Origin of the sequence: Anoxybacillus andreesenii (genome assembly GCF_030813005.1) — a bacterium.
Classification (GTDB): Bacteria; Bacillota; Bacilli; order Bacillales; family Cytobacillaceae; genus Robertmurraya; species Robertmurraya andreesenii.
Genome location: NZ_JAUSTU010000017.1, coordinates 1 through 23,880 on the forward strand (window position 1 = coordinate 1; position 23,880 = coordinate 23,880).

A 23,880-nucleotide genomic window follows, 5' to 3' on the forward strand; every position below is an offset into this window, starting at 1 on the left:
GATAGCTGGCAAGTCTTTTTTTTCTATAAAAATAAAAGTGCAAGGTTATGTACTTTTACTTTGCATAACTCTGTACTTTTATTTTGCACTATACAAATACCACATAACAGTCTCCTTAATCCCATTTTGAAATGAAAACTCTGGTTTCCAACTTAATTCGGTTTCAATCTTTTTAGGATTAATCGCATATCTGAAATCATGTCCTGGTCGATCTTGAACAAATTTAATCAACTGCTTATAGCTTGTAATACCTTTTTTATTTTCATGAAGAGGTCTAACCTTATCTAGGATCGAACAAATTGTTTCTGCAATCTCAATATTCGTTTTCTCATTATGCCCGCCAATCAAATAAATTTCTCCAGGTTTTCCCTCATAAAATACTCTCTCAATTCCTCGACAATGGTCTGTCACATATAACCAGTCTCTTATATTCTTACCATTTCCATAAATCGGAATATCTTCTAAGGCGATAGCCTTTCGTATGATCGTAGGGATTAATTTTTCTTCATGTTGCTTCGGGCCATAGTTATTGGAGCAATTCGTTGTAACTACATTCATCCCATAAGTGTGGAAATAACTACGTACTAGCATATCGGAAGATGCTTTACTTGCAGAATAAGGACTATTTGGTGCATATTGTGATGTTTCAGTAAAATATTCCACATGTCCTAGGGTTCCAAACACTTCATCAGTTGAAATATGATGGAATCTAGCATTTCCAAATTTTGTCTTATATTTATTTGAGCCTTCCATCCAATAGTCTCGAGCAACTTCTAATAATGTGAATGTGCCGAGTACATTTGTTTTTACAAATGCCGCTGGATTTTTAATTGAATTGTCCACATGGGATTCAGCAGCAAAATGAATGACTCCGTTAAATTCATATTGTTCAAAAAGGTGTTGAACCAGTTGGCTGTTGCAAATATCTCCTTGAACAAACGTATATCTCGGATGGTTCTCTACTTCTTTAAGATTGTCAAGATTACCTGCATATGTCAGCTTATCCAAGTTTACAACATGAGCATTTGAATAACGTTCTAATAGAAATGGGATAAAATTCGAGCCTATAAACCCTGCTCCACCTGTTATTAGCAAGTTCATTTAAAATCTCCTCAATAAGTACTCTTTATTAAACCTAATAAATATTCCCCATAATGGCTATTTTTATATTCCTTGGCTAACCCCTCTAGCTGCTGATTAGAAATATATCCTTTTCTCCAAGCGATCTCCTCTATACAACCTACCATTAAGCTTTGGCGGTTTTCAATTGCTTCAATAAAAGTAGATGCTTGTAATAACGATTCGTGTGTCCCTGCATCTAGCCACGCATAACCTCGCCCTAACTGTTTAACCCGTAATTCCCCTTGCTCTAAATAAGTTTTATTAATATCTGTAATTTCAAGTTCATTCCGTTCTGATGGTTGCAAACTTTTTGCTATTTCGACAACACTTGAGTCATAAAAATACAACCCCGTTACGGCAAGATTAGATAATGGCTGCTCAGGCTTTTCTTCAATTGAAGTCGGTAATCCACTATCGTTCAAATTCACTACGCCAAAACGTTGAGGATCTTTAACAGCATATGCAAAAATGATAGCTCCTTCTTTTAATTGTGCTGCTTCCTCTACTAAAGTAGTTAATCCATGACCATGAAATATGTTGTCTCCTAAAATAAGTGCAACTGGCTCTTGATTAATAAACTCCTCACCAATTATAAATGCCTCAGCTAAACCCTTAGGTTCTTCTTGAACTTCATATGAGATTCTTAATCCAAAATGAGAACCATCCTTAAACAATTGTTTGAAACGACTTATGTCTATAGGTGTCGAAATGATTAATATATCCCTAATCCCTGCTAACATAAGAACGGATAAAGGATAATAAATCATTGGTTTATTATAGACAGGAAGTAACTGTTTAGACATTACTTGAGTTAGTGGATATAGCCTTGTACCACTTCCACCGGCGAGAATTATTCCTTTCATCTACATTGTCTCCCCATAAAAAAAGTGAATAAGTTCACATATTTTTAATACTTCCTGCTCCTTAAGAGAATAGTACATAGGCAGCCGTATTAATCTTTCACTTTCCCTTGTAGTATACTTATCAATTCCTGAAAACACACCAAACTTTAAACCTGCTTCAGAACTGTGTAAAGGAACATAGTGAAATACTGCTAATACTCCGTTCTGCTTTAAAAATTCTATTAATTCTGTTCTTTCATTCAAGTCTTTGGTCTTAATGTAAAACATATGTGCATTATGATCGCAATTTTGAGGAACAGCAGGAACTTCAATATGAGATAGATTTGATAAATGATTATAATAAATGTTCCATAATTTATTTCGATAATTATTTATCACTTTAGTATCCTCTAATTGTGCCAATAGCATAGCTGCATTTAATTCAGATGGTAAATACGATGATCCGATATCCACCCAAGAATACTTATCTACTTGTCCACGAAAAAACCTAGAACGATTTGTTCCCTTTTCTCGTATTATTTCTGCACGTTCAATAAATCTTTCATCATTTATTAACAATGCTCCACCTTCACCACACGAATAATTTTTCGTCTCGTGAAAGCTATATGTACCTAAATGGCCAATAGAACCTAACGATTTTCCTTTATATTTACTCATAACCCCTTGAGCGGAATCTTCTACTACAAATAAATTATATTTATCTGCCAATCCCATAATTGTATCCATTTCACAAGACACTCCTGCATAATGAACCGGAACAATCACCTTAGTTTTACTGGTTATAGCTACTTCAATTTTTGTTTCATCAATGTTCATTGTATCTGGTCTAATATCTACAAAAACAATTTTCGCTCCACGTAGAACAAAAGCATTTGCGGTTGAAACAAAAGTATAAGAGGGCACGATTACCTCATCACCCTCTTGAATATCAAGGAGAATTGCTGCCATTTCTAGAGCATGTGTACATGAGGTAGTTAGCAACGCTTTTTTTACGTTAAAATTGGTTTCAATCCATGAATTGCATTTTTTTGTAAATTCTCCGTCACCAGATACTTTTCTATTGTTAATAACTTGTTGCAAATATATTAGTTCCTTATCGACATGTAGTGGTATATTAAAAGGAATCATGATAGCATCCTTTCTTATTATATGCAGTATTCATTTCACATTCTCAACCGGAATTAATTATTTGATAGAAGAAAAAATGCTTTATTTACACAACAGAGTACTGACTATTCTACGTATTTATGATAAACTTCCAGAGGGTTTCTAAATTTAAACCCTAAGCTTATATATAAATTAACAATTGCAAGATTGGACGCCGAAACAGAGCTACTTAAAACTTTATAGCCTTTATTAAAAAGATAATCATACGCAGCATACCAAAAATATTTACCTAATCCCTTTCCTCTATATTCGTCACTTAATGCATGTAAAAGAATTTTATCCTCACGATATCCAAAAAAACCCGCAATATCACCATTATAATAAATTCCAAAAACATTATCTTCATAATACATTTCTCTTAACCATGTATTATATCGGTTATCACAAAGGTTATCTGGCAAATTAAAATCTTTATGAAATCTCCCATATACAAATGCTCCATTACATATTGGTAGAATATCTTCAAGATTTACCTCTTTTGAAATTTGAATATTAGAATCTTCAAATTTTATTAAATTTTGTTGTTTACAAAATGGCTCCAATAATGTATCTACATAATAAAATCCATATTTGTGCAATAATGATTTATTAGAAAGTGGGGGTGATTTGATTGTAAAATGACCCTTTAAATTTATTATCTGCTCCAAACTCTTTTCATTGTATTCTATAATCTCATACGTTTTTATTCCAAAAATTTTTTCATCCCAAGGGGTAAGCATAATAAATTTTTCCATAAAAACTCACCATTTAAATTAAAGATGCTTTTGATCTATTTAAAAATAAGTTTTCTGCATCTAAAAAAAACTTTTGAATTTGATTTATTGAACTTTTCATACTAAATTTTGTTTCTATTCTTTGTTTGAAATAGTCTCTTTCATAATTATACTTACCAGTGTCTTCTATTAAATCTACAATGTACTTAAAATATTCTTTTTTACTAAGTGATTTCTCATGCGAAACATATATATTTGCATCCGTTTCCCCTTTTATGCTTGCAACAGGCAATCCAGCAAACATTGCCATTGCAACGCTTATTCCCCCACCTACTCTAAATGGATTTACATACAAATCACAAATCTTATACATGCTCATTAGCTCTGGGGCATAACTAATAAACTTAATACTGTTTCCAAGTAGATCCTGCATTTTGTTAGAAACCTCTAATAACGAATCTGTTCCGACAATTAGCCATTTTACATTTCCATTTTCCCGAAGAATCTTATTTATTCCATCGACAAAATCATTTGTTATTTCACTTTCTAGTCTATTTCCCACTGTAACAATAACAAAGTCTTCATCGCAAAAACCTAATTCACTTCTTTCAAGCTTTTCTTTTTCCTCTTGAAAATCAAGTCCAATTATAAACTGATTATAGTTGTAATTTTGATTTGAAAGACCCTTTTGCTCTCTTTCAATTAATACTTCATTTCTTGTTCTTCCCCCAAAAGGTAAATCGACAAATTCAGAATACTCTGCCCCCCCCATAGAAAAACTTAAAACAGGATAGTAATCAAATAACTGATCAACAACCAAACTATCAGGCGCACCAATTTTCAAAATCCACTGTGGTTTAAAATCAGTGATTGCGCCTGTATCTTGCTGTAACCGTTGGATACGAGATAAATTGTTGTCAGAATAATAAACCTCTATGGATGGATTTAATAATTTTCTATGCTCATTGCTAAGCATTCTTGAACTAATTGATGAAAACTGATGAACAAAAAAGAGCTCATTTGGCGAATAATTAAACATATCCTCGACCACAATTTTAATTTTTAGATTTGGGAAATATTTAATTATATTATTTGCATAATCTATTGCTATTTTGGTTGGTGCGTGGTTATAACTCAATAATTGACCAGTAACTATGACTAAACGATTTTCAGAGCGCTGATGGTTTATGTTTAGCCAATGTTTGTAGTATCGCTTTAATTTCCGCATTATTTCTATCCGATCTAGAAAATAGCGTTCATATTCCTTTTGATTTGCCTTTGTAATGTAGAACAAAACATTTGTAAAAACAGCATAGTGTTTATCTAATTGGTTTTCGTCTTTTCTGATGTAATCTAGCAGTTTTTTTAAAATATTAGTGTCTGTCCCTAACATAGTTAAAAAAGAATAAAAATTAATTACCTGTTTAAAAGAAAGTTTTTCTTCTGTAACAGTTAGGTAATTTATAATATAGTCAGTCACTTTCTTTTTAGCTTGGATGTTCATATGCTGATTTAATAACATCGCAGCCTTTGCTTTTTCTAGATCACCTATTGGTAGATTCAATATATGGTGAAAAACAAAATAAAAACCATAAGGAGTAGTGATTTCATTTAAATTAATGCTAGATAGAGATAATCCTTTTTGAGTTAAATCAATCCTTTCATCCACTTTTTCGGTATTCCTTTTAAAACTCCAATTCTTAAAATAATATTCCTTCTCAATTTTCCTTTTTGGAAAAACCCTTTGTGAATTTATTTCTTCGAAAGGCTTTAACAAATTATATTTTCCACATTTCATAAATGGTTGCAACAACGCAAGAGATATTGGTTGACTACTTCGATAATATAACCGATCATGGCATATATCCTTTTCAATAGCAGCTAGTGAAGCCAGTTGCTCAATAAGTATTCTTTCACCTTCGTCTTCTGATTGAAAAGAGGTTATTTTTCTATCTACTATGATAAAGTCATCAATTACATCATTATAGACACGATACCAAGCAATTAATAAATTTCCTATATTAGACTGTACAACAATTCTTGTTTCATATGCTGTAACACCATGTTCATTTGAAAGATAATTTAATAGTGTACTTACCATATCCAAATAATATCCCGAAAGAGGGTACTGAAAATTAAAAACTGTGTAACCTTCCGTTTCAAATGGTTCGGAAAAGTCAAGGAAATCTTTCTCTTGAAGGTCATCGGTAAATATATTTAGTAAAATGTTCATGAACTCACCTTCTAATTCAGTTTGAACAAACGGATTATTGATGTTCTAATAAAACCTGACAATAAATAAAATCTTCATAGGTATCAATATCAACCGATCTATTTTGCGGCATAATATATGGTAGGGTGCCCTCTTGAAGAAATGCCTTCTTTAAAATTAAAGATTTCTTAGTCGCCACATAAACCGCTCCATTTAACTCATAGGTGGTTGGAGCCTTTTGTCGTTGATAGGGTAAATTCATTTGCGGTAATATTGATTTCATAAAACCATTTTCATCAATCTCATACATCCATTGCGGAGGAGTAGACGATTGGGTTACAGAAACACATGAGTTAACTTCCCTCGCTTCACATAATGCGATCGCTCCATCTATGTCTTCAACGATTCTTAAAGGAGAAGTAGGTTGTAGCAATACCACATAATCATAATCTGGAAATTGCTCGACTGCATGTAAAACAGGTGCAATCCCCGGAGTATCGTCCTGGGCAAGCTGAGGCGGTCTTTTAAAGGGCACATCTGCTCCCCATTCTTTAGAAACCTTTATAATTTCATCATCATCAGAGGAGACTATCAATTTATCAATATATTGAGATTGCTTAGCCTCATCTATTGTCCAAGCGATTAACGGTTTTCCTTTGAGGAGCTTTAAATTTTTTTTTGGAATCCCTTTTGATCCTCCGCGAGCAGGAATAATCGCAAGAACCTTTTTGCCATTAATCATTCAAACACCTCCGAAAACTCTATATTTGCCTTTTCAAAATCATTCATTCTTCCAATATCAATCCAATACTCACGAATCGGAAAAACGCAGGTTTTTTTATTTTTAGCAATTAAGGTTTCAAAAAGTGTTGGCATATCATAAAATTTTTCTTCTGGAATTAAATCCAAAGCCTCAGGATTAAGCACATATATTCCTGCATTAACAAAATGTCTTTCCGTCGGTTTTTCTTCTATAGAACATAGGGTGGCTCCATCTGTTCTGACCACCCCATAAGGAATTTGGTAATGATATTCTCTAACACACATTGTTGCCATAGAACTATGGCTTTCATGAAATTCTAACAACTGTTGAAAGTTCACTTTTGTTAAAATATCTCCATTCATCACAATAATCGGCTTTGTTGGTTTTTCTCGGAAAAGGGAAAGGGCCCCCGCGGTACCTAACCTTTGATTTTCATCTAAATAGTCGATGCTTATTCCCCATTGAATTCCATTACCAAAATATTGTTTTATCAGTTCTCTTTTATAATTGACAGAAAAATAAAACTGATGAAATCCGTAATCTATAAAATTTTCTAAAATTGTATGTAAAATTGGTTTTGACCCGATATTTAGCATTGGTTTAGGTACATTCTCTGTTAAGGGGCGTAAACGTGTCCCTAATCCACCCGCCATTAACACTACCCAATTATCAAAAGCTCTAGAATCTAGTAATATGTCAGAAAAAATAATATCTATCACTCGGTTATCGTTGTTGACAACAGGTATTTGACGTAACTTCTTCTCCTGTAATATTTTTCTTATTGATTGTTTTGATGATTTATGGAAAACGGTAATTGGATTTTGGTTCATAATAGTTGAAACGGGGTCATTTAAAGAGATCCCCTTTAATATCCCTCTTCGAATATCTCCATCGGTTACAGTTCCTTGAAGTCTATTTTCCCCATCTACCACTAGTGCAATTTGCGATGCTGTACGGTCAATATTTTTCATTGTTTCTAAAATTGTGGTATCAGAAGAAACGAGTAAGTCTCTCCAGCTTTTCATTTCATCACTTCCTTCGCAGGAGTACCGTAAACAACTTTATTGTCTAATACATCTTTTATGACTAAGGAACCCGCTCCGATTAATACTTTCTTTCCAATACGAATATTTTGGATAATCGTCGATCCTGTACCAATATGAGTTCCTTCATCAATGTTAACGCTACCCGATAATATGCAGCCAGGTGCGATATGACAATGTTTACCTATATAACAATCATGATCAATAGTGGCTGATGTATTCACAATAGTATTATCGTCAACTTTCACAAATGGTTGAATAACAACTCCTGCTAATATCTGGATACCCTCTCCTAGCTTTACTGTAGAAGCAATAATGGCAGATGGATGAATAACAGATGAAAAAAAATAGCCTTGAGACTTGAACTCAGTAAAAAGTTTTTCTCGAAGGCTTGTATCTGAAATTGAACCGATTGCATTGACCAACTCAACTTCTTCTGGGGAGAATCTTAAAATAACTTGATCATTTCCGATATAAGCAAGGTTATAAGGATTCTCTTCTTCCACAGGCGCCGTATAACCAATTATTCTCCTTTCATGTAGAAGAAGAGTATCAATTAGAACTCTTGAATGTCCGCCATTTCCAATAATGATAACAGGTTTATCCCTCATCCTTAAATGACCTCATCTTCCTCATAATCTTTCTCAGCAGCCTTGCCAATATAATCCCAATAGTAGTATGGCTCTATTCCGGTGCCTGGGCGTTTAACTGTAAGGTTTTCAACTGAGAATCTCTCACCTTTTTTTATGCATTTAGCTGCTACTAAACTTTTTCTTGCAACACTTTTATTTTTTATTTCCGAAAGCGTAGGCTCTTTCACTTTTTCACCCATGACCTTTTCGGTCACTCTTATCGATTGTATCATTTCTTTTAATTCAGTAGGATTTAATGAAGCTTTATGATCAGGCCCAGGCAACGTTTTATCTAAAGTAAAGTGTTTTTCTATAATGGAAGCTCCTTTAGCTACAGCAGCAATGGGAACGAAGATTCCTTCAGAGTGGTCTGACAGTCCCACGTTGAGCTCGAATTCAGCTCTGATTGTATCCATCGCATTTAAGTTGATTTCATCATAGGGTGTAGGATATTCTGTCGTACAATGTAGAATGCTTACTTTTTCCTTTAAAAGTTTTTTTGCCTCGTTAGTTGAATAAAACCCATTAACCTGATCAAAAGTAACTTCAGTTTTCTTAGCAAGTCCATGTGCTATGAAAGCTAATGCATATTGAATTTCCTTTACAGTTGCCATTCCTGTAGAAAGAATCATATCTACCCCGTAAGATGCAATTTTATACAAATAAGGCGCATTGGTTATTTCTCCAGAAGGAATTTTAATTAATCGAAGTCTTAGCTCGTCAATTAAAAAATCTACACTCTCTAAATCAAATGGTGTAGATAAAAACATAATATTTTTGTCATCACAGTAGCATTTTAATTTTTTAAAATCCCCAAAACTCAATTCTAATCTTTTCAACATTTCAAATTGACTTGATGATTTGCCAATATTCTTCTCTTGATAATCAGCTTGTCTAGCACTTTTAGTCACTAAATTTTCTGTTTTAAAAGTTTGAAACTTAATTGCATCAGCCCCAGCTTCTATAGCAGCATCTACTAATTGAAATGCTAAGTCTAATGAACCGTTATGATTAACTCCCGCTTCAGCGATGATAAAGGTACCTTTCATAACTAAAACCTCTCTTTTAAAAGCATAAAAGCTTCCGCTGCTTCATAACCCGAAGCCGATCCCCGTAGATATGCTAATGATTTAATTGCCCTTATACTACGTGGAAATGGATGATCTGCTAGTTCGGATTCATAAATACTCATAATTTCAATTTTCTTTTCTATAAATGATGAGATATCAACAAAAACATTTGGATGAAAATAATTCGCATCTGGATTAATTGTAAAATCAGTTTCTGATAATGTTTCATAAACTAGCACCCTTTTAACAAAAGGGTATCGAAACCATTTTGTACAAGCTACTGTAGCATCAAAAACGATTCGATGATCACTATGAATATCACTTCTGTATGGTAAATAGACTATATTAGGTTCAAAACGATTAAATACGTCACTAATTTCATTAATAATACTACCCAGAGGAAGAACATCTAAATTTCCAGCTTCAAAATCCAATTGGTAGACTTCATCAAAACCATACATATTTTTAACTTGGGTAATCTCTTTACTTCTCTTTTCCTTTTTAAGACTATCAAATTTTTTCCCCATTTTTGTTACGATTAACCAGCACACTTTATCCCCTGACTGCTTATGTCGCAAAATTGTCCCACCACATCCTAATGTTTCATCGTCTGGATGTGGTGTTAGGATTATTATATTATTCATAAAACCAATCTCCTAATGGATCCTCTGTTTTCTTTTCTAATTTCCTTAAATCAATCTTCCTTAAAATGCTTAATATTTGTTCTATGGAATCACCTTCTCCATATGGTGATTTTACATTTACTAATCTATGCTGAAATGTATCACTAGTCACTTTTCTTATTCCACATCTAATATTTTCAATTCCCTGATTAACGAAAATAACATTTTCAGCAGCCAACCTACCCTTTTGTCTATTTCCAACGTTAATAACACCAAGTGGAATAGAAGGTGCCTCATATAACCCTGCACTTGAATTCCCTATTAAAAACTTTGCACTTCTAAGGATATTTACAAAAATATCTCTTGGGAGATTCTTATAAATAACAAAATTCTCATCCTGATTATATTTTTCAATCATTCTTATAATATCTCGATTTCCACTATCAACATTGGGATAGCCAATAAATGCATTTATCCCCTCCTCTTCCAACACAATCAATATTTCCCTAAAATATTCCAATGCCATTTCTTCTTCACCAGGCATTGGATGGAAAATTACTACGGCATAATCATCCCATTCAGTTTTATTAAATTTATTTAGCAGATCCCTTTTACTAATTATTGGTGTACTGATAAATTTATCTAAAGATGGACTTCCTACATTAAATATTCGTTCTCTTGCCTCCCCAATCTTTATTAATCTTTTAAGCGAATACTCATTCGAAACAAAGTGTATTGTTGAAAGTTTTGATGTTGCATGCCTTATCATATTGTCAACATGTCCATCTGTTGCATGGTCACCCCCGAAGAAGTGTGCAGTAGGAATATTCATGTAAGCCCCTAGTAAAGCACCTACCATTACATCCTCGCGGTCTCCTGGATATAATATTAGATCCGGTTTATAATTTTCAACAGTATGAATACAGGACTGTAGCAAAATCGACATGGATTTTATTCTAGATGATTTTGAATTTGAATCAATAAGATTCTCAATAGTGGCGATTATTGGAATCTTATCTTCCCTAATATTCTGTACAGTGTAACCATATGTATCTGATAAATGGGCTCCTGAAACAATCAAAGAAATTTCAAAATCTTCCTGCTCATTAATTTTACTATAAAGACCACTCATTAAATCATAATCCGATCTGATGCCAGTAAAAGCTAATATTTTCTTAAAAGACATCTGAATCCCCCATTTGTATAAACCAGTTGCTGAAATCTGAAGAAATCCGTTCATTTAAATAAAGTAAATCTCTTTTTCCAAAATAAGTGATTGGCATATGATTCATAAATCCAAACTTTTCAAAAAGAGTATGATTCACAGAATGTCTAGGTGCCCATGAATTTATATAATCAATCTCCTCGTCTTGACTGCATATTATAATCTGTCTTAGTAAACATTCCCCTTCTTCAAAGGTTTTGAACGAAAAATCTACGATATCAATTTCATTTTCACCGAAGTACTTAAAAATGAGGAATGAGGAAACATCCCCATTATCAGTAATAACAATATTTTTATAGTTATTTAAGGGGTTACTAAAATACCGCCATTTCAAATAAAGGTTATCTTTTTTTACCCTAATAAGATCATTATAATTATTAATTCCATAATTTAAATCGAACTCATTATCCTGATTAATTTCTATAGACGTAGTTTTATGAAGTTGTGTTCTATTTTTAAGATTTATTCTCATTGTTGGAATCTCATATATATCTCTCCATTCTAGCTTTGTAACAAAAGCTCTATGCGAGTTACTATTGGGAAAACCCCAGACTAATTTATATCCTAGTCTCTGCATATCTTCATATAATAAGGAAGCCAGCTTTGTGAAGAGACCTCTACCACTGTAAGAAGGATGTGTCATGGTAGTCATAGATAGAGCAGATTTTATGTCCCCATCTTTACTTGATAAAATAATAGGGCTTACAGAGTAGTTAGCGATTATTTTGTTATTATCCATCGCTACATAAACAAAAAAATCATCAACTGGATTCTCAATATATCTCCATTTCAGGAAATTTTCAGGAATTTCCTTATTGAAACATACTTGAAATAAATCAACAAACCCATTTATTTTTTCAATATACTCTGCTTTTGTCAATTTCTTCAGTTCCATACCGTTCTCCTATTTCAAAAAATTCTCAAACTTACTTATTATTTCCCTCTTTTACAGTGATTGGACACCCTTTTGTTTATAACTACTCATATATGAACTACTAGGAATATTTACAACCTGCTGTTGAACTTTACAAGTTTCAGTTAAATCAGCCCTTGGACAGTTACTAAAAGGGGGTAATTGATGTAATGGATTCCATATGGGTCGGGACATTACACCATAATCATTCAAAATTTGCAAAGCATGGTCTATGTTATGTTCATCATTATTAATAATCAGTGTTTGTAACCAATAATTACTTTTGGCAAACTCAGGTTCATAAAATATTTCTAAACCTTTATAATCCTTTATTATCTCATCATATTTTAAAACTATGTTCCGCTTTTTTTCTATAAAGTCATTAAGATTTTCTAACTGTGCACATCCTAAAGCCGCATTAAGATTAGGCATTCTATAGTTATACCCTATTTCATCATGCTCATATTTCCATCTATGCGGAATTTTTGCAGTGGTAGTAAGATGCTTAGCATAGTCTGCTAATTTTTCATCATTAGTGAGAATCGCTCCGCCGCCACCAGTGGTAATGATTTTATTTCCGTTAAAGCTCATTGCGGAGATCTTACCGAAATTACCCGTATGAATTCCCTTATAATAGGACCCTAAAGATTCAGCAGCATCTTCAACAACAACAATATTATATCTATCACATATATCTAATAATGGGTCTATATCGACTGGATGGCCGAAAGTATGCATTGGGACTACCGCCCTTATTGTTCTCCCAGTGGCATTATTAACGCACTCATTATTTTTTATTTCCGCGATGTCCTTAAGGTATTCCTCAAGTTTAAAGGGATCTAAACCTAATGTTGTTCTTGAAACATCGACAAAATGTGGAGTTGCTCCACAATATGTTACCGCATTACCAGTGGCTACAAATGTTAATGACGGAATGAGTACTTCATCATTTTCTTGGACTCCTGCAATTTTTAGTGCAATATGAAGAGCAGCAGTTCCATTGACTACCGCCACTGCCCTCTTTACTCCAGTGAACTCTGCTAACTTTTTTTCAAACTCATCAACATATTTGCCAACAGATGAGACCCAACCAGTTTTGATACAGTCTGTTACATAGTTTATCTCATTTCCTGTAAATGTAGGTTCATGCAATGGCAGCATTTCCTTTTCAGGAACAAGTCCTTTTATTTTTTCTGCAATTTCTGCCCAAATGTTATTGCTCATATATTATATACATCTGCCTTATATTGAGATAAGTTCTGCTTATCCAAAAACCAATCAGCAGTTTCTTTTAAACCTTTTTTTAAACCTTCTTTTCCCCCGTAAACAGGTTCCCATTTTAATAATTGTTTTGCCTTTTGATTATCAGCCCATAGTCTTTCGACTTCACTCTTTTCAGGTCTAAGCCGAATATCGTCGGATTCAATTTCAATGTCAACACCCATTACTTCAGCGATAAGTTTGGCTGTTTCTTCGATTGAAACTTCATAGTTGCTTCCAATATTAATAACTTCACCAATGGACTTCTCACTATTCATAACTGAAATAAATCCATTAACAGTGTCCTTCACAAAATTAAAATCACGCGTAGGGCTTAATGCCCCTAATTTTATCTTTTTCTTTCCTGATGCAAGTTGTGTAATTATAGTCGGTATGACCGCACGAGCCGATTGTCTTGGTCCGTAAGTGTTGAATGGTCTTATGATAGCAACTGGAGTTTCAAATGATCTGTAAAAAGACAGAGCCATTTGATCCGCACCAATCTTTGAAGCAGAGTAAGGTGATTGTCCTTGTAAAGGATGTTCCTCATTAATAGGAACATATTGTGCAGTTCCATATACTTCGCTAGTTGATGTATGGACTACTTTTGAAATTCCTAATTCCCTAGCAGCCTGCAGAACATTAAGGGTACCCTTAATATTTGTATCCACATACGTGTCAGGAGAATGGTAGGAATAAGGGATAGCTATAAGGGAAGCTAAATGAAGAATCGCATCGCAACCCTTCATCGCTTCTTTCACACCATGGGGATCACGAACATCTCCTGCAAAAACTTCAAGGTCCTTCTTTATGTATTCTGGTGATGAATCGAGCCATCCCCATGAATTAAATGAGTTATATAAAACAAATGCCCTAACATCATACCCTTGTTGGACCAATTCCTCTGTCAGATGCGAACCGATAAAGCCATCAGCACCAGTTACAAGAATCTTTTTATTTCTCATCGTTGACATCCTTTACTTTACTTTCATTTAGGAATTCCGTTATCTCCTTATTTACCTCATCAAAAATTGATTTCATATTATTTAGATCAAATTCACAACTTTTTACAAATCGTTTAAAGCTTTTTATAGTTTTCTTTGCTTTGGAAATCGTATCATTGTCAAATTTCAGAGCATTTATATCTTTAGTTAACAAGTCAAACTCTACTCGAGACATTGGTTGTAAAAAGGTCAAATAAAAATCATTTTGCACAAACTTTTTCATTTCAACATCAAACTTATTAAACATTTTTTCTAATTTGACAACCTTCCGTTCTACAATTAGCTGCTCCATATTACTAAATAACCTTTTAATGTTTCTTAATGAATCATTAAGTAGTTCTGCCTGTTCAATCATTTTTTTTTGTTGATTCTCTAGATAGTTTTTATTGTAATCATTTTTTTCTAAATGGAACCATTCTCCATCTATTTCACTATGCTTTAATTGCTCTTGAATGACTGTTGATAACTCTTTAAAAACCGTACCTTCAATATGAGCCCCGCCCTTAGTTGTATTGATCACTTCAATCCCTTTAATTACTTCTGACAAATAATATTCTATTTGGGAACGCATTCTATTATATCCATGGTCTGTTAATACTTCTTTTCCATCGACACCTTTAACGCTGACCGCTCTTTTTAAATTCTCGTCTGTTAATTCATTTGAAACATGATCTATCCCTTTTGAATACGATTGTTTATTTTTATAAGCTAGATTTTGTCCAACGAGTATTATCGGATTACAGCCTAGCTTGTATAATAGTTCTAGAGTAACTACAGCTATGGAAGGCGCATCATGTACGTTCACAATATCCTTTTCATCATTTCTTTTCAGATAGAAATTCGAAATAGTATCTTGATTTGTTACCATATGTAGCTTTGGACCAGAATAATTTTTTAGTGTTTCAAATCCAACACTTGTACCATAGATCATTGGAATTGAATTTATTTTTTTATTCACTACCTTTTCAAATACCTTCTGATTTAAAACTGTTGGGTCATAAGTACACATCGCATCAGGATTAATCCCGTTCTCAATTAAAGTATTTATGGCTGAGCCGACCGTAAAAATATATGCTAGTCCTTTTTCTTTTATATATTTTAGATTGTCCAACTCTTCATTTAAAGAGGGACCTGCCGCAACAATAATAGCAGGCTGGTTTACAAATTTTTTCTTGTTGATATCGTGTAATATATTTGGTGATTTTAAGGTTTCAGGAAGATTTATTAAGCTATTTAAAGTCCATCTTTTCTGGAAAGAATAGTTTACTGATATTCCTTGGCGTTTTTCTTCGATAATCTTTTTAAAATCAATTCTAAATTGTTCGTATTTATCAGGGATTAATCGCTCATAGCTCGGCAATGTAACAAGGAGGGTTTTTTCTTGAACAAAATTAAAAAATTCCTCAATGAAAGATTTCGTTTCCTCTTCTGACAAACCTACCTTTAAAAAGGCTAATCGCTCAACAGGTAAATTTTTTATGAACTTTTGCTCTATATACTTTTGAAATACTGCATTTAAAGGCTCAAATATCGAAAATTTTTTCGAAGGATATCTTTTTAACAGTACTTCCGCGTGATAGCCTAAGCCAAATCCATAAAAAAACACATGATCATATTCTTCTATATTCCCAAGCTGTTCAATAATTCTATCAGCTTCTTGACTAGGGTTATATTTACTATGGATCAGCATCGGTCTCCTATCATTAACTATTTGTAATGTTGGTAGACCTTGTTTTGTTTCAATCACTTTTACCTTTTCTTCTTCAATTCCCTCTTTGTTTAATTGCTCAAACAATTTTGGATCAATTTTTTTTATAAAATCAGCGTTCTCCTTCAACATGTTCTATGTTCTCCTCATTACCCATGTTTACGTCATTCTTTATTCTATTTAAATCTTGAAATAGTGGAGTTATTTCATAAGAAAGAATATCTGCAATTAAAATATTGTCCTGAGCTTCAAGCGCCTCTAATAGAGTTGGGAAATTACTCTCAAAAGATGAAGCAGTGATTAAATACTTGTCCCAATTGGCAGGTCTTAATTTCTCCTTATCAATTAACATGATTGACTCATGAATCCATTGAATCCCTTCCAGTAAATCGCTTAATTTGTCCCAAAAACTAGCTTTTGAAGATTGATAAAAATCATCCGATAATTGTTTTAACTCAGGCAAGGCCCTCTCAACATATTGATAAATAGAGGTAGTAATATCATTTATAAACTCATTTGCTGTTTTTACTACTATTTTAATACTGTCTATATCGTTCAAATGCTCTTCAATATAAAGCTCATAATCATGATAAATATCAATTCCATCGATATTCATATGACTAAAATACACTTCTTGACTCTCACCTAATGAATTATTTATAAACTCTTGAATATGCTCAAACGCATTATTTTTATTATCAAAGATTTTTATTTCATTTAAAACCGTTACTTTCATAGAATTATCCTCCAATATGTAGGTTATATATGTATTATCGGTGTGAACTCTGATTTTTGTAGTGGAAGGTTCTACTTTGGTCATAGCTACAAATAAAAAGAGAACCCAGATATAAAATCCAGATTCTCTAGATATATTATTGAAGTAATTGTAATACAGATTGTGGACGTTGATTTGCTTGTGCAAGCATTGCTTGTGATGCTTGAGAAAGGATATTGTTCTTAGTGAACGCCATCATCTCGTTAGCCATATCTACATCACGGATACGAGATTCAGCAGACTGTAGGTTCTCAGAAGAGTTACCTAAGTTACTGATTGTATGTTCTAAACGGTTTTGGAATGCACCAAGTTTGGAACGTTCTGCAGATACTTGATTGATAGCAGAGTCGATAACAGATATAGCTGCAGTCGCCTTTTCATGTCCGCGAATATCTAAAGCAAATACTCCAGAACCCGCTTTATTCCCGATATCAGTTAGTGCATTACCTGAACCTGTTGCAAACACAGCTTTCTTTGATTTGTAAACTAACTCTTGATCAATAACAGTTCCATTTTCTGTCATGATATTTTTACCACTAGCTATAGAACCTTTTTCATTATAGAAAGTACCACTAGCTGTAGCCTTCCAAGCATTCTTAGCACCTTGCAATCCCGCAGTTCTATCTAAGTTTCCGCTTGCAGCTGATTTACCTGCAATACCCAAGGCCTCGGAACGCATATCGAAAATATCTACTGTAAAGTTTTGAGCAGAGTTAGCGCCAATTTGCATTTTCAAACCGCCACCACTCGCAGCTGTTGAGCCTGCACTAGCAACATATTTACCTGCAGCTAGACTTTGAGAACCATTTAATAATTTCTTTTGGTTAAACTCAGTATTGTTACCAATACGGTTAATTTCAGAAGTTAATTGGTTAAGCTCTTTTTGAAGCTCGTTACGATCTTGATCTGTATTTGTATCGTTTGATGCTTGAGTAGCAAGCTCGCGCATACGCTGAAGGATGGAATGTGTTTCGTTTAATGCACCTTCAGCTGTTTGAATTAGAGAAATTGCATCTTGAGAGTTTCGTTGAGCTTGGTTTAAACCACGTACTTGTCCACGCATTTTTTCAGAAATTGCTAGACCAGCAGCGTCATCCCCTGCACGGTTAATGCGAAGCCCTGAAGATAATTTTTCCATTGATTTTGTAGCACCCGCTTGGTTAGAGCCTAATTGGCGATAAGCGTTCATCGCTGGTAAGTTATGATTGATAATCATCGTTTGTTTCCTCCTTGAAATTGGTTTGTTCCCACATCCATGTGGTTTTTTGTGTTAGATAATCTAATAGGTCGGCCGCCCTACTAGATTATTTAATTACATGGTTTATATCGGAGGAAATTACGAGTTGTTTAGACATATTTTTAGTAAAAGATTATTTTTTTATTTGATGAGAGAATTGTTGTAATAGGTCAATAGATGTATTCACCGCTTTCTTGTTCTCTTCCTGAATTGCTAAGTATACTTCCTTCCGATGTATTTCCACATTCCTCGGTGCTTCTATTCCAACCTTAATTTGCTCACCTTCGACGGCTAGGATTTTGATTTCAATATCATCACCGATCTGAATGGATTGATTTAGTTTACGAGTAAGTACAAGCATGCTCTATTCCCCCTTGCCTGCACGAGCTAGTTGACTTGTGAGCAGATGCTTTGTTTTATAAGGTGAGTCGGCTAGAATGACTTGTTTGCCGAGTTTTTTCTTATCATTGATGACGATGGGGCCCTGTAGGTTCGTTGTTGTGTTCTGGAATGGCTCCTGAATGGTGAGGGTTGTGAAAATGACAATTTCCTCTTGGCTCTCAATTTGGAGCGCTTCGATGACAGGATCGGAAAGCTTGACCTCATAATCGGAAAAGAAGTCAAATGGGCTTACTACTACGAAAGCAAGACCTGCTGTCTGAACGGACTGCATAATAAAAAATGGTCCCTCATCTGCAAAAGGTAGGATATAGAATTCCCTTTCTTCTAGGAAGCTTGGGATACCCTGTTCAAAATGGATGACTTTTGATGGTTCAATTTCAATTTCGCCGTGATACTTCGTCTGTATTTTCATTATTTCACCACATTCTTAGATTTTTTGATCGAGTGTTGCTCCGACGGCTTGGATTTTTAATGAAGCCTTTTGCTTAAGATAAATGTTAAAGTCGCCGGGATGGTATTTGATCGTCGGTCCATGCGTCTTTGCATTAAGTTTTATTGGCTCTGTATTCATTATTATTTTTATTTCTGATGGTTGGTAAGAGAATTTTACTTTATCTGTTGAACTGGGCATGAAGCCAATATTGAATTGCTTCGGCGGTGTTCCGCTCTTTTGTCTTGCTATTTCGGGAATGACGCTTTCGGACCGATCTTCAATTTTCATTAACCGATCGCCCTCGTTTGCTTTCTCGGCGAGACTTTGGAGAATTTTCTGTTTGGCCTTTTCAGCCCATTCCTTAATATTTCGAAATGGGTGCTTTAAGTTGGCATCGGCGAATGCCTCGGTCTGGTCAATCTCCAGCTTGCTTGCCGATTTTTGAATTTCCATGCTAGGTTGCGGTTGATTGTAATTCAATTCCGCTTTAGGCTGTTTTATTTCGATAGAAGCATTTTTCTTTTGGACATCAAGTTGTGCGTATGTGTTATGTAATTCCAGACGAGGTAGCTGCATCGCTTGTCCTCCTTATTTGAATGGTTGATATCGAATGAATCGCTTCGCATTTTTCTTTATATGGTACATATTTCTATTTTAGCTAAGTTCCTATCCAAATTAAACTACTCAAGGCCCTTTTTTACAGAGTATTTTTTGGTCTGTCATTACTTTTTCAGTTCTCGTTAATGCTAGTGATAGATGGGGATGATTGTGATATAGTTATAACATGAAGGAGGTGAATAAAATGACGAATGAACTCGAAACTTTATTGCGCTCGGTACTGAAGGATGAACTGAAGCCGTTGCATGATGGACAGAAGAGACTTGAAACTAGAATACAAAGCCTTGAGGAGAAACAGGAACAGACAACTCTAGAGATCAGAGGGCTACAAGAAAAACAAGAGATTACTACTTCAGAAGTCAAAGAGCTGCATGTCGGGCAAGTGCGACTTGAAGCAAGAATTCAAGGCCTCGAGGAGAAACAAGAGAATACGACTCTGAAAATTCAAAGCCTGGAAGATAAACAAGACCAGACTACGCAGGAGATTAAGGTACTCCAAACCGATATTAGAGAATTAAATGCTTCAATCAAACACAACACCAGTCTTCTCACGGAAAATTTTACTGGAATTAGAAAAGATCTTCGGATCACAACAGAAGAAATCCGCTCCGATGTCGATCTTCTTTTTACTGAGGTTGAATCAGTCAAGAGAAAAACCAATCGACTTGAGAGACTGATCGCTAAATGACCCCATAGAACGCCTCCATTATTTTATCTCATTCGAATTTTTTCCCTAGCTAAAAGGGAGAATCACTTCCCCTTCTAGCTAGGGAATATTTACTTCTATATCTTTTCCTTTTCATCATAGAAAGAAGCTACCCCAAAAGGAATAGCTTATCTTAGAAAATCCATCAATGATGGTTGAATAATTCTTGCACCGACTGCCAAGGATGCACGATGAACGCTTTCTTGGATCGTCAGATTAATAACCGCCTCTTCGAAATCAATATCTTCGTTATCTGAAACGGTTTTCTTCGCAACCACTCTTTGGTCTAGCAGGCGGCTGTCGACCATTTCTGCTCGATTAATCTGGGCTCCAAGTTCTGCTCTTGTCGAAACGATGGCATCCATATATCCATCGATAGAATCAAGCGCTTTGGTAATTTCAGTTCCTTTTGTTGCTGGATTGGTTAGCATCTTCTTAATCGATTCTAACCCACTAAAAAGCTCAATCGAAAAAGCATTCTGTGGATTTGTATTAATCCGAATCTTAACACCCTTCATGACTTCTATTTCAACGTCTTGACTGTTTGTCGAAACCGCACTTTTGTCTGAAACAACTAAATCACTCGAAGTTAATTCCTTTGTTGTTGCGATCATTGCTCCATTAAGTTCCTTTTGCTCCTCTAGTTGAGTTTGTTTAATAACTGCTGGAGTATTAGAAAAATCAATAGATAGACTCGCTGAAGGACCTGTTTTCTCTACTTCAACACCATTTTCAATGACTTTATATGCTATATCTGGTTGGACAGTAAAAGTTGCAACGTTACCATCTACTTTATCAAATTTGTAGTTTTGTCCATTATAACTAATTACATAATTCCCTGCCTTATCAGGGTCTGCTAAGTCACCAGAGACTTTATTGAAATCTACATTGAACAAATTCCCATTTATCGGTGCTTTTGCGGTATCTGTTCCATTAAAAATATAGTTTTCTCCGACTCGTGAATTTGCCATTGCAACAATATGTTCCTGCAGACGATTGATTTCTTTTTCAATATTCTTACGTGATTCTTCGTTATAACTATCATTGGACGCTTGAACAACGAGTTCTCTTACTCTGTGTAATACTTGGTTCGTTTCGTCAAGCGCAGAGTCAGAATTATCCATCCAGTTAAAACCCTCATTTAAATTACGACGATATTGGTCAATTTCAACGACTTGGCTACGATAACGCATCCCTTTCATTGCGATAACTGGATCATCTGATGGTCGCGTAATTTTTTTTCCAGTATTAAGCTGATCCTGTAGCTTCCCGTATCGGTTATAGCTTTGACTAATATATCTCAAGTTACTATTAGAAAGCATTGATTGTGTAACTCGCATTTATATCACCTACCCTATCTTCCTACAACGCCCATTCCATTAATAATTTTGTCAAGCATTTCATCAATCATCGTGACATTTCTTGCTGCAGCATTATAAGCATGTTGGAATTTAATCATATTCGTCATTTCTTCATCTAGCGAAACACTACTTATCGACATCCGTCTTTCTTCAACGGAATCCCTTAAAGTAGCTGCTGTACCCAACATTCTATTTGCTTCTGAAGCGTTGTCGCCAAGCTTTCCAATCATTCCTTGATAAAAAGATTGAACATTTGTCATATTTCCACCAAAACTAATAATGGCATCTTTCACATCCGCAAGAGCAAGAGCGTTAGAACCGTTACCAATGAAGGCCTGGTCACTCGTTTTTATCCCTTCGGCTTTGAAAGAGAAATTCCATTCATCATTATTTTTTTGTGATTTTATAGTAGACATATCAAAGTCAATTCCAAAAAAGGACGGTTTTACATCATTCGTTGTTGCGGTAGCCGTGTAAGTCTCATTATCACTACCTTTTGCTGTAAAGGTATAAGTCCATTTATTAGGAGTTACAGAGGTATCCACCTTCACAGATACATCAATGTTATCTACTGATGCGGGCCAAGTAGTGCTAGAGCCTGTTGATGTAATAGTCAAACCTGTTGTCTTAGATGCCTCATAAATTCCCTTATAGCCTGGATTCCCAATCGTACCAGAATCTACACTTTTCCGATTCATCATCCCTGCTAGCACATTTCCTTCGGCCGCCGCTGCAATATTTTGAACGTCCTCTTTAATTTTGTCATCAATTTTTAGATTAGCAGCCGCACCTTTATAATTGTCCGCTGTCGGAGCTACACCATTAAAGGAGAAGAAATTATTTGAATCATCCTTTTCTCCTTTTCGAATTTCGTTTAGGCTCCATCCAGAGTTATGTACAAGGTTAAATTGGGTTGCAAACGTATAAGCCATTAAATCGAGATCAGCGAGCATATCATTGTAAGAACCTTTGACCTCGCCCGATGATGTTTTATAGCCGTAGCCTTCAATATAGCCTTTTAGCAGACCATTTGAATTGAAAGCACTCAGATCGTCTAATTTGTAAGTAGAGGTAGCATCATCAGCTTCATTTTTATTGCTGAGACCGACGAATCCCTCTTTATTTTCATTTAACTGAAAAAATTTTATACTCGTAACAGGGCTATCTAATTCTGAACGGTTTTCATATTGAATATGAATTCCAGTTGCCGTCCCCATGGATGAATCGATAAGCTTAATCGGCTTTCCGTTAGAGTCTTTCAAAATATCCCCTTGTGGTGTCGCTAAATAAACATCTAATAGGCCCTCAGCATTTGCAGAAGCTAGACCACCACTCGGCTTAGAATCTACTTTAATATTGACCATTGTAGACAATTCATCTAGTAATCTATCTCTCTCATCGTATAAGTCATTCGGTAAATAACCGTGGGGTTCAATTGAACCGATTTGTTTATTAATCGCATTAACTTGTCGTAAAATCGAATTCATTCGATCTTGATTCGTATCAATCTCTTTACGATAGTCCTTTTGGATCGCCTTTAAGGAATTCGACATATAATTAAATGTATTGGCTAATGTTATTCCACGCTCACGAACGACTCTCCGCGCTCCATCATTTTGCGGTTGTACTGCTAAGTCTTGCAAAGCATTCCAAAATTGATCCATCGTTTTCGACAAACCAATATCTGATGGTTCATTCATCACATCTTCCATTTGACTAAGCATTTCTGCTTTTCCTGACCAATATCCAAGCTTACTCGTTTCCGTACGGAATTGCATATCTGTAAAGCTATCTCGAATCCTCTGGATATCGCCAGCCTTTACCCCTGTTCCCATCTGCCCAGGAATTTGCGGACGGTTTAACGCTGGAGATGGATACGGTGATGTTGTGGCAAAATTAACACGTTGTCTCGTATAACCAGGTGTGTTGGCATTCGCCACGTTATGCCCTGTCGTATAAAGTGCAGCTTGTTGAGCGGATAGTGCCCTCTTGGCAGTTTCCAACCCAAAAAAAGTTGAAGTCATAGTTTT

At 34.8% G+C, this 23,880-nt stretch carries 23 protein-coding genes; 1 reads left to right on the forward strand and 22 read right to left on the reverse strand.

Features of this window, described 5'->3' with window-relative positions; all coding sequences use genetic code 11:
* Positions 1-78: 78 nt before the first annotated feature.
* The 20 genes from rfbB to J2S07_RS15965 form a co-directional block, all read right to left on the reverse strand.
* On the reverse strand, positions 79-1,101 hold the full coding sequence (gene rfbB, locus J2S07_RS15870; protein ID WP_307151391.1) for a dTDP-glucose 4,6-dehydratase: 1,023 nt from the start codon (positions 1,099-1,101) through the stop codon (positions 79-81).
* 11 nt (positions 1,102-1,112) lie between these two features.
* The gene (gene rfbA, locus J2S07_RS15875) at positions 1,113-1,985 is read right to left on the reverse strand and encodes a glucose-1-phosphate thymidylyltransferase RfbA (protein WP_307151392.1); all 873 of its coding nucleotides are present in this window, start codon (positions 1,983-1,985) and stop codon (positions 1,113-1,115) included.
* Positions 1,986-3,113: a dTDP-4-amino-4,6-dideoxygalactose transaminase gene (gene rffA / locus J2S07_RS15880; protein WP_307151393.1), complete on the reverse strand. Its 1,128-nt coding sequence runs from the start codon at positions 3,111-3,113 to the stop codon at positions 1,986-1,988.
* Between the two features lie 104 nt (positions 3,114-3,217).
* Positions 3,218-3,886 (reverse strand): GNAT family N-acetyltransferase, encoded by a 669-nt coding sequence (locus J2S07_RS15885; RefSeq protein WP_307151394.1) that lies wholly within the window; start codon positions 3,884-3,886, stop codon positions 3,218-3,220.
* A 13-nt stretch (positions 3,887-3,899) separates the two neighbouring features.
* Positions 3,900-6,098, reverse strand: coding sequence for a glycosyltransferase (locus J2S07_RS15890; protein WP_307151395.1), 2,199 nt, complete (start codon positions 6,096-6,098; stop codon positions 3,900-3,902).
* Positions 6,099-6,132: 34 nt separating this feature from the next.
* Positions 6,133-6,819 (reverse strand): acylneuraminate cytidylyltransferase family protein, encoded by a 687-nt coding sequence (locus J2S07_RS15895; protein ID WP_307151396.1) that lies wholly within the window; start codon positions 6,817-6,819, stop codon positions 6,133-6,135.
* Positions 6,816-7,865 carry a nucleotidyltransferase family protein gene (locus tag J2S07_RS15900; protein WP_307151397.1) on the reverse strand — a complete coding sequence of 350 codons (1,050 nt, stop codon included), beginning with the start codon at positions 7,863-7,865 and terminating at the stop codon, positions 6,816-6,818. The genes J2S07_RS15895 and J2S07_RS15900 overlap by 4 nt, the downstream gene beginning before the upstream one ends.
* Complete coding sequence (locus J2S07_RS15905) at positions 7,862-8,494, reverse strand: acetyltransferase (protein ID WP_307151398.1); 633 nt, start codon at positions 8,492-8,494, stop codon at positions 7,862-7,864. Before J2S07_RS15905 ends, J2S07_RS15900 begins: the two co-directional genes overlap by 4 nt.
* A gap of 2 nt (positions 8,495-8,496) precedes the next feature.
* Positions 8,497-9,564 carry an N-acetylneuraminate synthase gene (gene neuB / locus J2S07_RS15910; RefSeq protein ID WP_307151399.1) on the reverse strand — a complete coding sequence of 356 codons (1,068 nt, stop codon included), beginning with the start codon at positions 9,562-9,564 and terminating at the stop codon, positions 8,497-8,499.
* A 2-nt stretch (positions 9,565-9,566) separates the two neighbouring features.
* Positions 9,567-10,229, reverse strand: a complete 663-nt coding sequence (locus J2S07_RS15915; RefSeq protein ID WP_307151400.1) for a PIG-L deacetylase family protein — start codon at positions 10,227-10,229, stop codon at positions 9,567-9,569.
* Positions 10,222-11,394 (reverse strand): UDP-N-acetylglucosamine 2-epimerase, encoded by a 1,173-nt coding sequence (gene neuC / locus J2S07_RS15920; protein ID WP_307151401.1) that lies wholly within the window; start codon positions 11,392-11,394, stop codon positions 10,222-10,224. Before neuC ends, J2S07_RS15915 begins: the two co-directional genes overlap by 8 nt.
* Positions 11,384-12,328 (reverse strand): GNAT family N-acetyltransferase, encoded by a 945-nt coding sequence (locus tag J2S07_RS15925; RefSeq protein WP_307151402.1) that lies wholly within the window; start codon positions 12,326-12,328, stop codon positions 11,384-11,386. Before J2S07_RS15925 ends, neuC begins: the two co-directional genes overlap by 11 nt.
* 51 nt (positions 12,329-12,379) lie before the next feature.
* Positions 12,380-13,570: a LegC family aminotransferase gene (locus tag J2S07_RS15930; protein WP_307151403.1), complete on the reverse strand. Its 1,191-nt coding sequence runs from the start codon at positions 13,568-13,570 to the stop codon at positions 12,380-12,382.
* Positions 13,567-14,571: an NAD-dependent 4,6-dehydratase LegB gene (locus J2S07_RS15935; protein ID WP_307151404.1), complete on the reverse strand. Its 1,005-nt coding sequence runs from the start codon at positions 14,569-14,571 to the stop codon at positions 13,567-13,569. The genes J2S07_RS15930 and J2S07_RS15935 overlap by 4 nt, the downstream gene beginning before the upstream one ends.
* Positions 14,561-16,450 carry a motility associated factor glycosyltransferase family protein gene (locus tag J2S07_RS15940; protein WP_307151405.1) on the reverse strand — a complete coding sequence of 630 codons (1,890 nt, stop codon included), beginning with the start codon at positions 16,448-16,450 and terminating at the stop codon, positions 14,561-14,563. The genes J2S07_RS15935 and J2S07_RS15940 overlap by 11 nt, the downstream gene beginning before the upstream one ends.
* Entirely contained in the window at positions 16,431-17,054 is a 624-nt protein-coding gene (locus tag J2S07_RS15945; RefSeq protein WP_307151406.1) for a DUF8042 domain-containing protein, read from the reverse strand. Before J2S07_RS15945 ends, J2S07_RS15940 begins: the two co-directional genes overlap by 20 nt.
* Positions 17,055-17,190: 136 nt before the next feature.
* Positions 17,191-18,309 (reverse strand): flagellin N-terminal helical domain-containing protein, encoded by a 1,119-nt coding sequence (locus J2S07_RS15950; RefSeq protein ID WP_307151407.1) that lies wholly within the window; start codon positions 18,307-18,309, stop codon positions 17,191-17,193.
* 154 nt (positions 18,310-18,463) lie between these two features.
* Positions 18,464-18,691, reverse strand: coding sequence for a carbon storage regulator CsrA (csrA, locus tag J2S07_RS15955; RefSeq protein WP_307151408.1), 228 nt, complete (start codon positions 18,689-18,691; stop codon positions 18,464-18,466).
* Between the two features lie 3 nt (positions 18,692-18,694).
* Positions 18,695-19,144 carry a flagellar assembly protein FliW gene (gene fliW, locus J2S07_RS15960; RefSeq protein ID WP_307151409.1) on the reverse strand — a complete coding sequence of 150 codons (450 nt, stop codon included), beginning with the start codon at positions 19,142-19,144 and terminating at the stop codon, positions 18,695-18,697.
* A gap of 15 nt (positions 19,145-19,159) precedes the next feature.
* Complete coding sequence (locus J2S07_RS15965) at positions 19,160-19,741, reverse strand: DUF6470 family protein (protein WP_307151410.1); 582 nt, start codon at positions 19,739-19,741, stop codon at positions 19,160-19,162.
* 226 nt (positions 19,742-19,967) lie between these two features.
* On the opposite strand from J2S07_RS15965, the gene J2S07_RS15970 reads away from it, so the two are divergent.
* Positions 19,968-20,471 (forward strand): hypothetical protein, encoded by a 504-nt coding sequence (locus J2S07_RS15970; protein ID WP_307151411.1) that lies wholly within the window; start codon positions 19,968-19,970, stop codon positions 20,469-20,471.
* Between the two features lie 146 nt (positions 20,472-20,617).
* On the opposite strand, the gene flgL is transcribed toward J2S07_RS15970, so the two are convergent.
* Entirely contained in the window at positions 20,618-21,829 is a 1,212-nt protein-coding gene (flgL, locus tag J2S07_RS15975) for a flagellar hook-associated protein FlgL (protein WP_307151412.1), read from the reverse strand.
* Positions 21,830-21,843: 14 nt separating this feature from the next.
* Positions 21,844-23,874, reverse strand: a complete 2,031-nt coding sequence (flgK, locus tag J2S07_RS15980) for a flagellar hook-associated protein FlgK (protein WP_307151413.1) — start codon at positions 23,872-23,874, stop codon at positions 21,844-21,846.
* Positions 23,875-23,880 lie beyond the last annotated feature (6 nt).

Excerpts from the sequence above, each read along its gene's own strand:
- J2S07_RS15915 (WP_307151400.1), bottom strand. The coding sequence starts at position 10,229 with ATGAATAATATAATAATCCTAACACCACATCCAGACGATGAAACATTA.
- neuB (WP_307151399.1), bottom strand. The coding sequence starts at position 9,564 with ATGAAAGGTACCTTTATCATCGCTGAAGCGGGAGTTAATCATAACGGT.
- rffA (WP_307151393.1), bottom strand. The coding sequence starts at position 3,113 with ATGATTCCTTTTAATATACCACTACATGTCGATAAGGAACTAATATAT.
- J2S07_RS15905 (WP_307151398.1), bottom strand. The coding sequence starts at position 8,494 with ATGAGGGATAAACCTGTTATCATTATTGGAAATGGCGGACATTCAAGA.
- J2S07_RS15945 (WP_307151406.1), bottom strand. The coding sequence starts at position 17,054 with ATGAAAGTAACGGTTTTAAATGAAATAAAAATCTTTGATAATAAAAAT.
- J2S07_RS15895 (WP_307151396.1), bottom strand. The coding sequence starts at position 6,819 with ATGATTAATGGCAAAAAGGTTCTTGCGATTATTCCTGCTCGCGGAGGA.
- J2S07_RS15965 (WP_307151410.1), bottom strand. The coding sequence starts at position 19,741 with ATGCAGCTACCTCGTCTGGAATTACATAACACATACGCACAACTTGAT.
- J2S07_RS15890 (WP_307151395.1), bottom strand. The coding sequence starts at position 6,098 with ATGAACATTTTACTAAATATATTTACCGATGACCTTCAAGAGAAAGAT.
- J2S07_RS15940 (WP_307151405.1), bottom strand. The coding sequence starts at position 16,450 with ATGTTGAAGGAGAACGCTGATTTTATAAAAAAAATTGATCCAAAATTG.
- J2S07_RS15970 (WP_307151411.1), top strand. The coding sequence starts at position 19,968 with ATGACGAATGAACTCGAAACTTTATTGCGCTCGGTACTGAAGGATGAA.
- J2S07_RS15950 (WP_307151407.1), bottom strand. The coding sequence starts at position 18,309 with ATGATTATCAATCATAACTTACCAGCGATGAACGCTTATCGCCAATTA.
- neuC (WP_307151401.1), bottom strand. The coding sequence starts at position 11,394 with ATGTCTTTTAAGAAAATATTAGCTTTTACTGGCATCAGATCGGATTAT.
- J2S07_RS15885 (WP_307151394.1), bottom strand. The coding sequence starts at position 3,886 with ATGGAAAAATTTATTATGCTTACCCCTTGGGATGAAAAAATTTTTGGA.
- J2S07_RS15935 (WP_307151404.1), bottom strand. The coding sequence starts at position 14,571 with ATGAGAAATAAAAAGATTCTTGTAACTGGTGCTGATGGCTTTATCGGT.
- J2S07_RS15925 (WP_307151402.1), bottom strand. The coding sequence starts at position 12,328 with ATGGAACTGAAGAAATTGACAAAAGCAGAGTATATTGAAAAAATAAAT.
- rfbA (WP_307151392.1), bottom strand. The coding sequence starts at position 1,985 with ATGAAAGGAATAATTCTCGCCGGTGGAAGTGGTACAAGGCTATATCCA.
- csrA (WP_307151408.1), bottom strand. The coding sequence starts at position 18,691 with ATGCTTGTACTTACTCGTAAACTAAATCAATCCATTCAGATCGGTGAT.
- fliW (WP_307151409.1), bottom strand. The coding sequence starts at position 19,144 with ATGAAAATACAGACGAAGTATCACGGCGAAATTGAAATTGAACCATCA.
- flgL (WP_307151412.1), bottom strand. The coding sequence starts at position 21,829 with ATGCGAGTTACACAATCAATGCTTTCTAATAGTAACTTGAGATATATT.
- flgK (WP_307151413.1), bottom strand. The coding sequence starts at position 23,874 with ATGACTTCAACTTTTTTTGGGTTGGAAACTGCCAAGAGGGCACTATCC.
- rfbB (WP_307151391.1), bottom strand. The coding sequence starts at position 1,101 with ATGAACTTGCTAATAACAGGTGGAGCAGGGTTTATAGGCTCGAATTTT.
- J2S07_RS15900 (WP_307151397.1), bottom strand. The coding sequence starts at position 7,865 with ATGAAAAGCTGGAGAGACTTACTCGTTTCTTCTGATACCACAATTTTA.
- J2S07_RS15930 (WP_307151403.1), bottom strand. The coding sequence starts at position 13,570 with ATGAGCAATAACATTTGGGCAGAAATTGCAGAAAAAATAAAAGGACTT.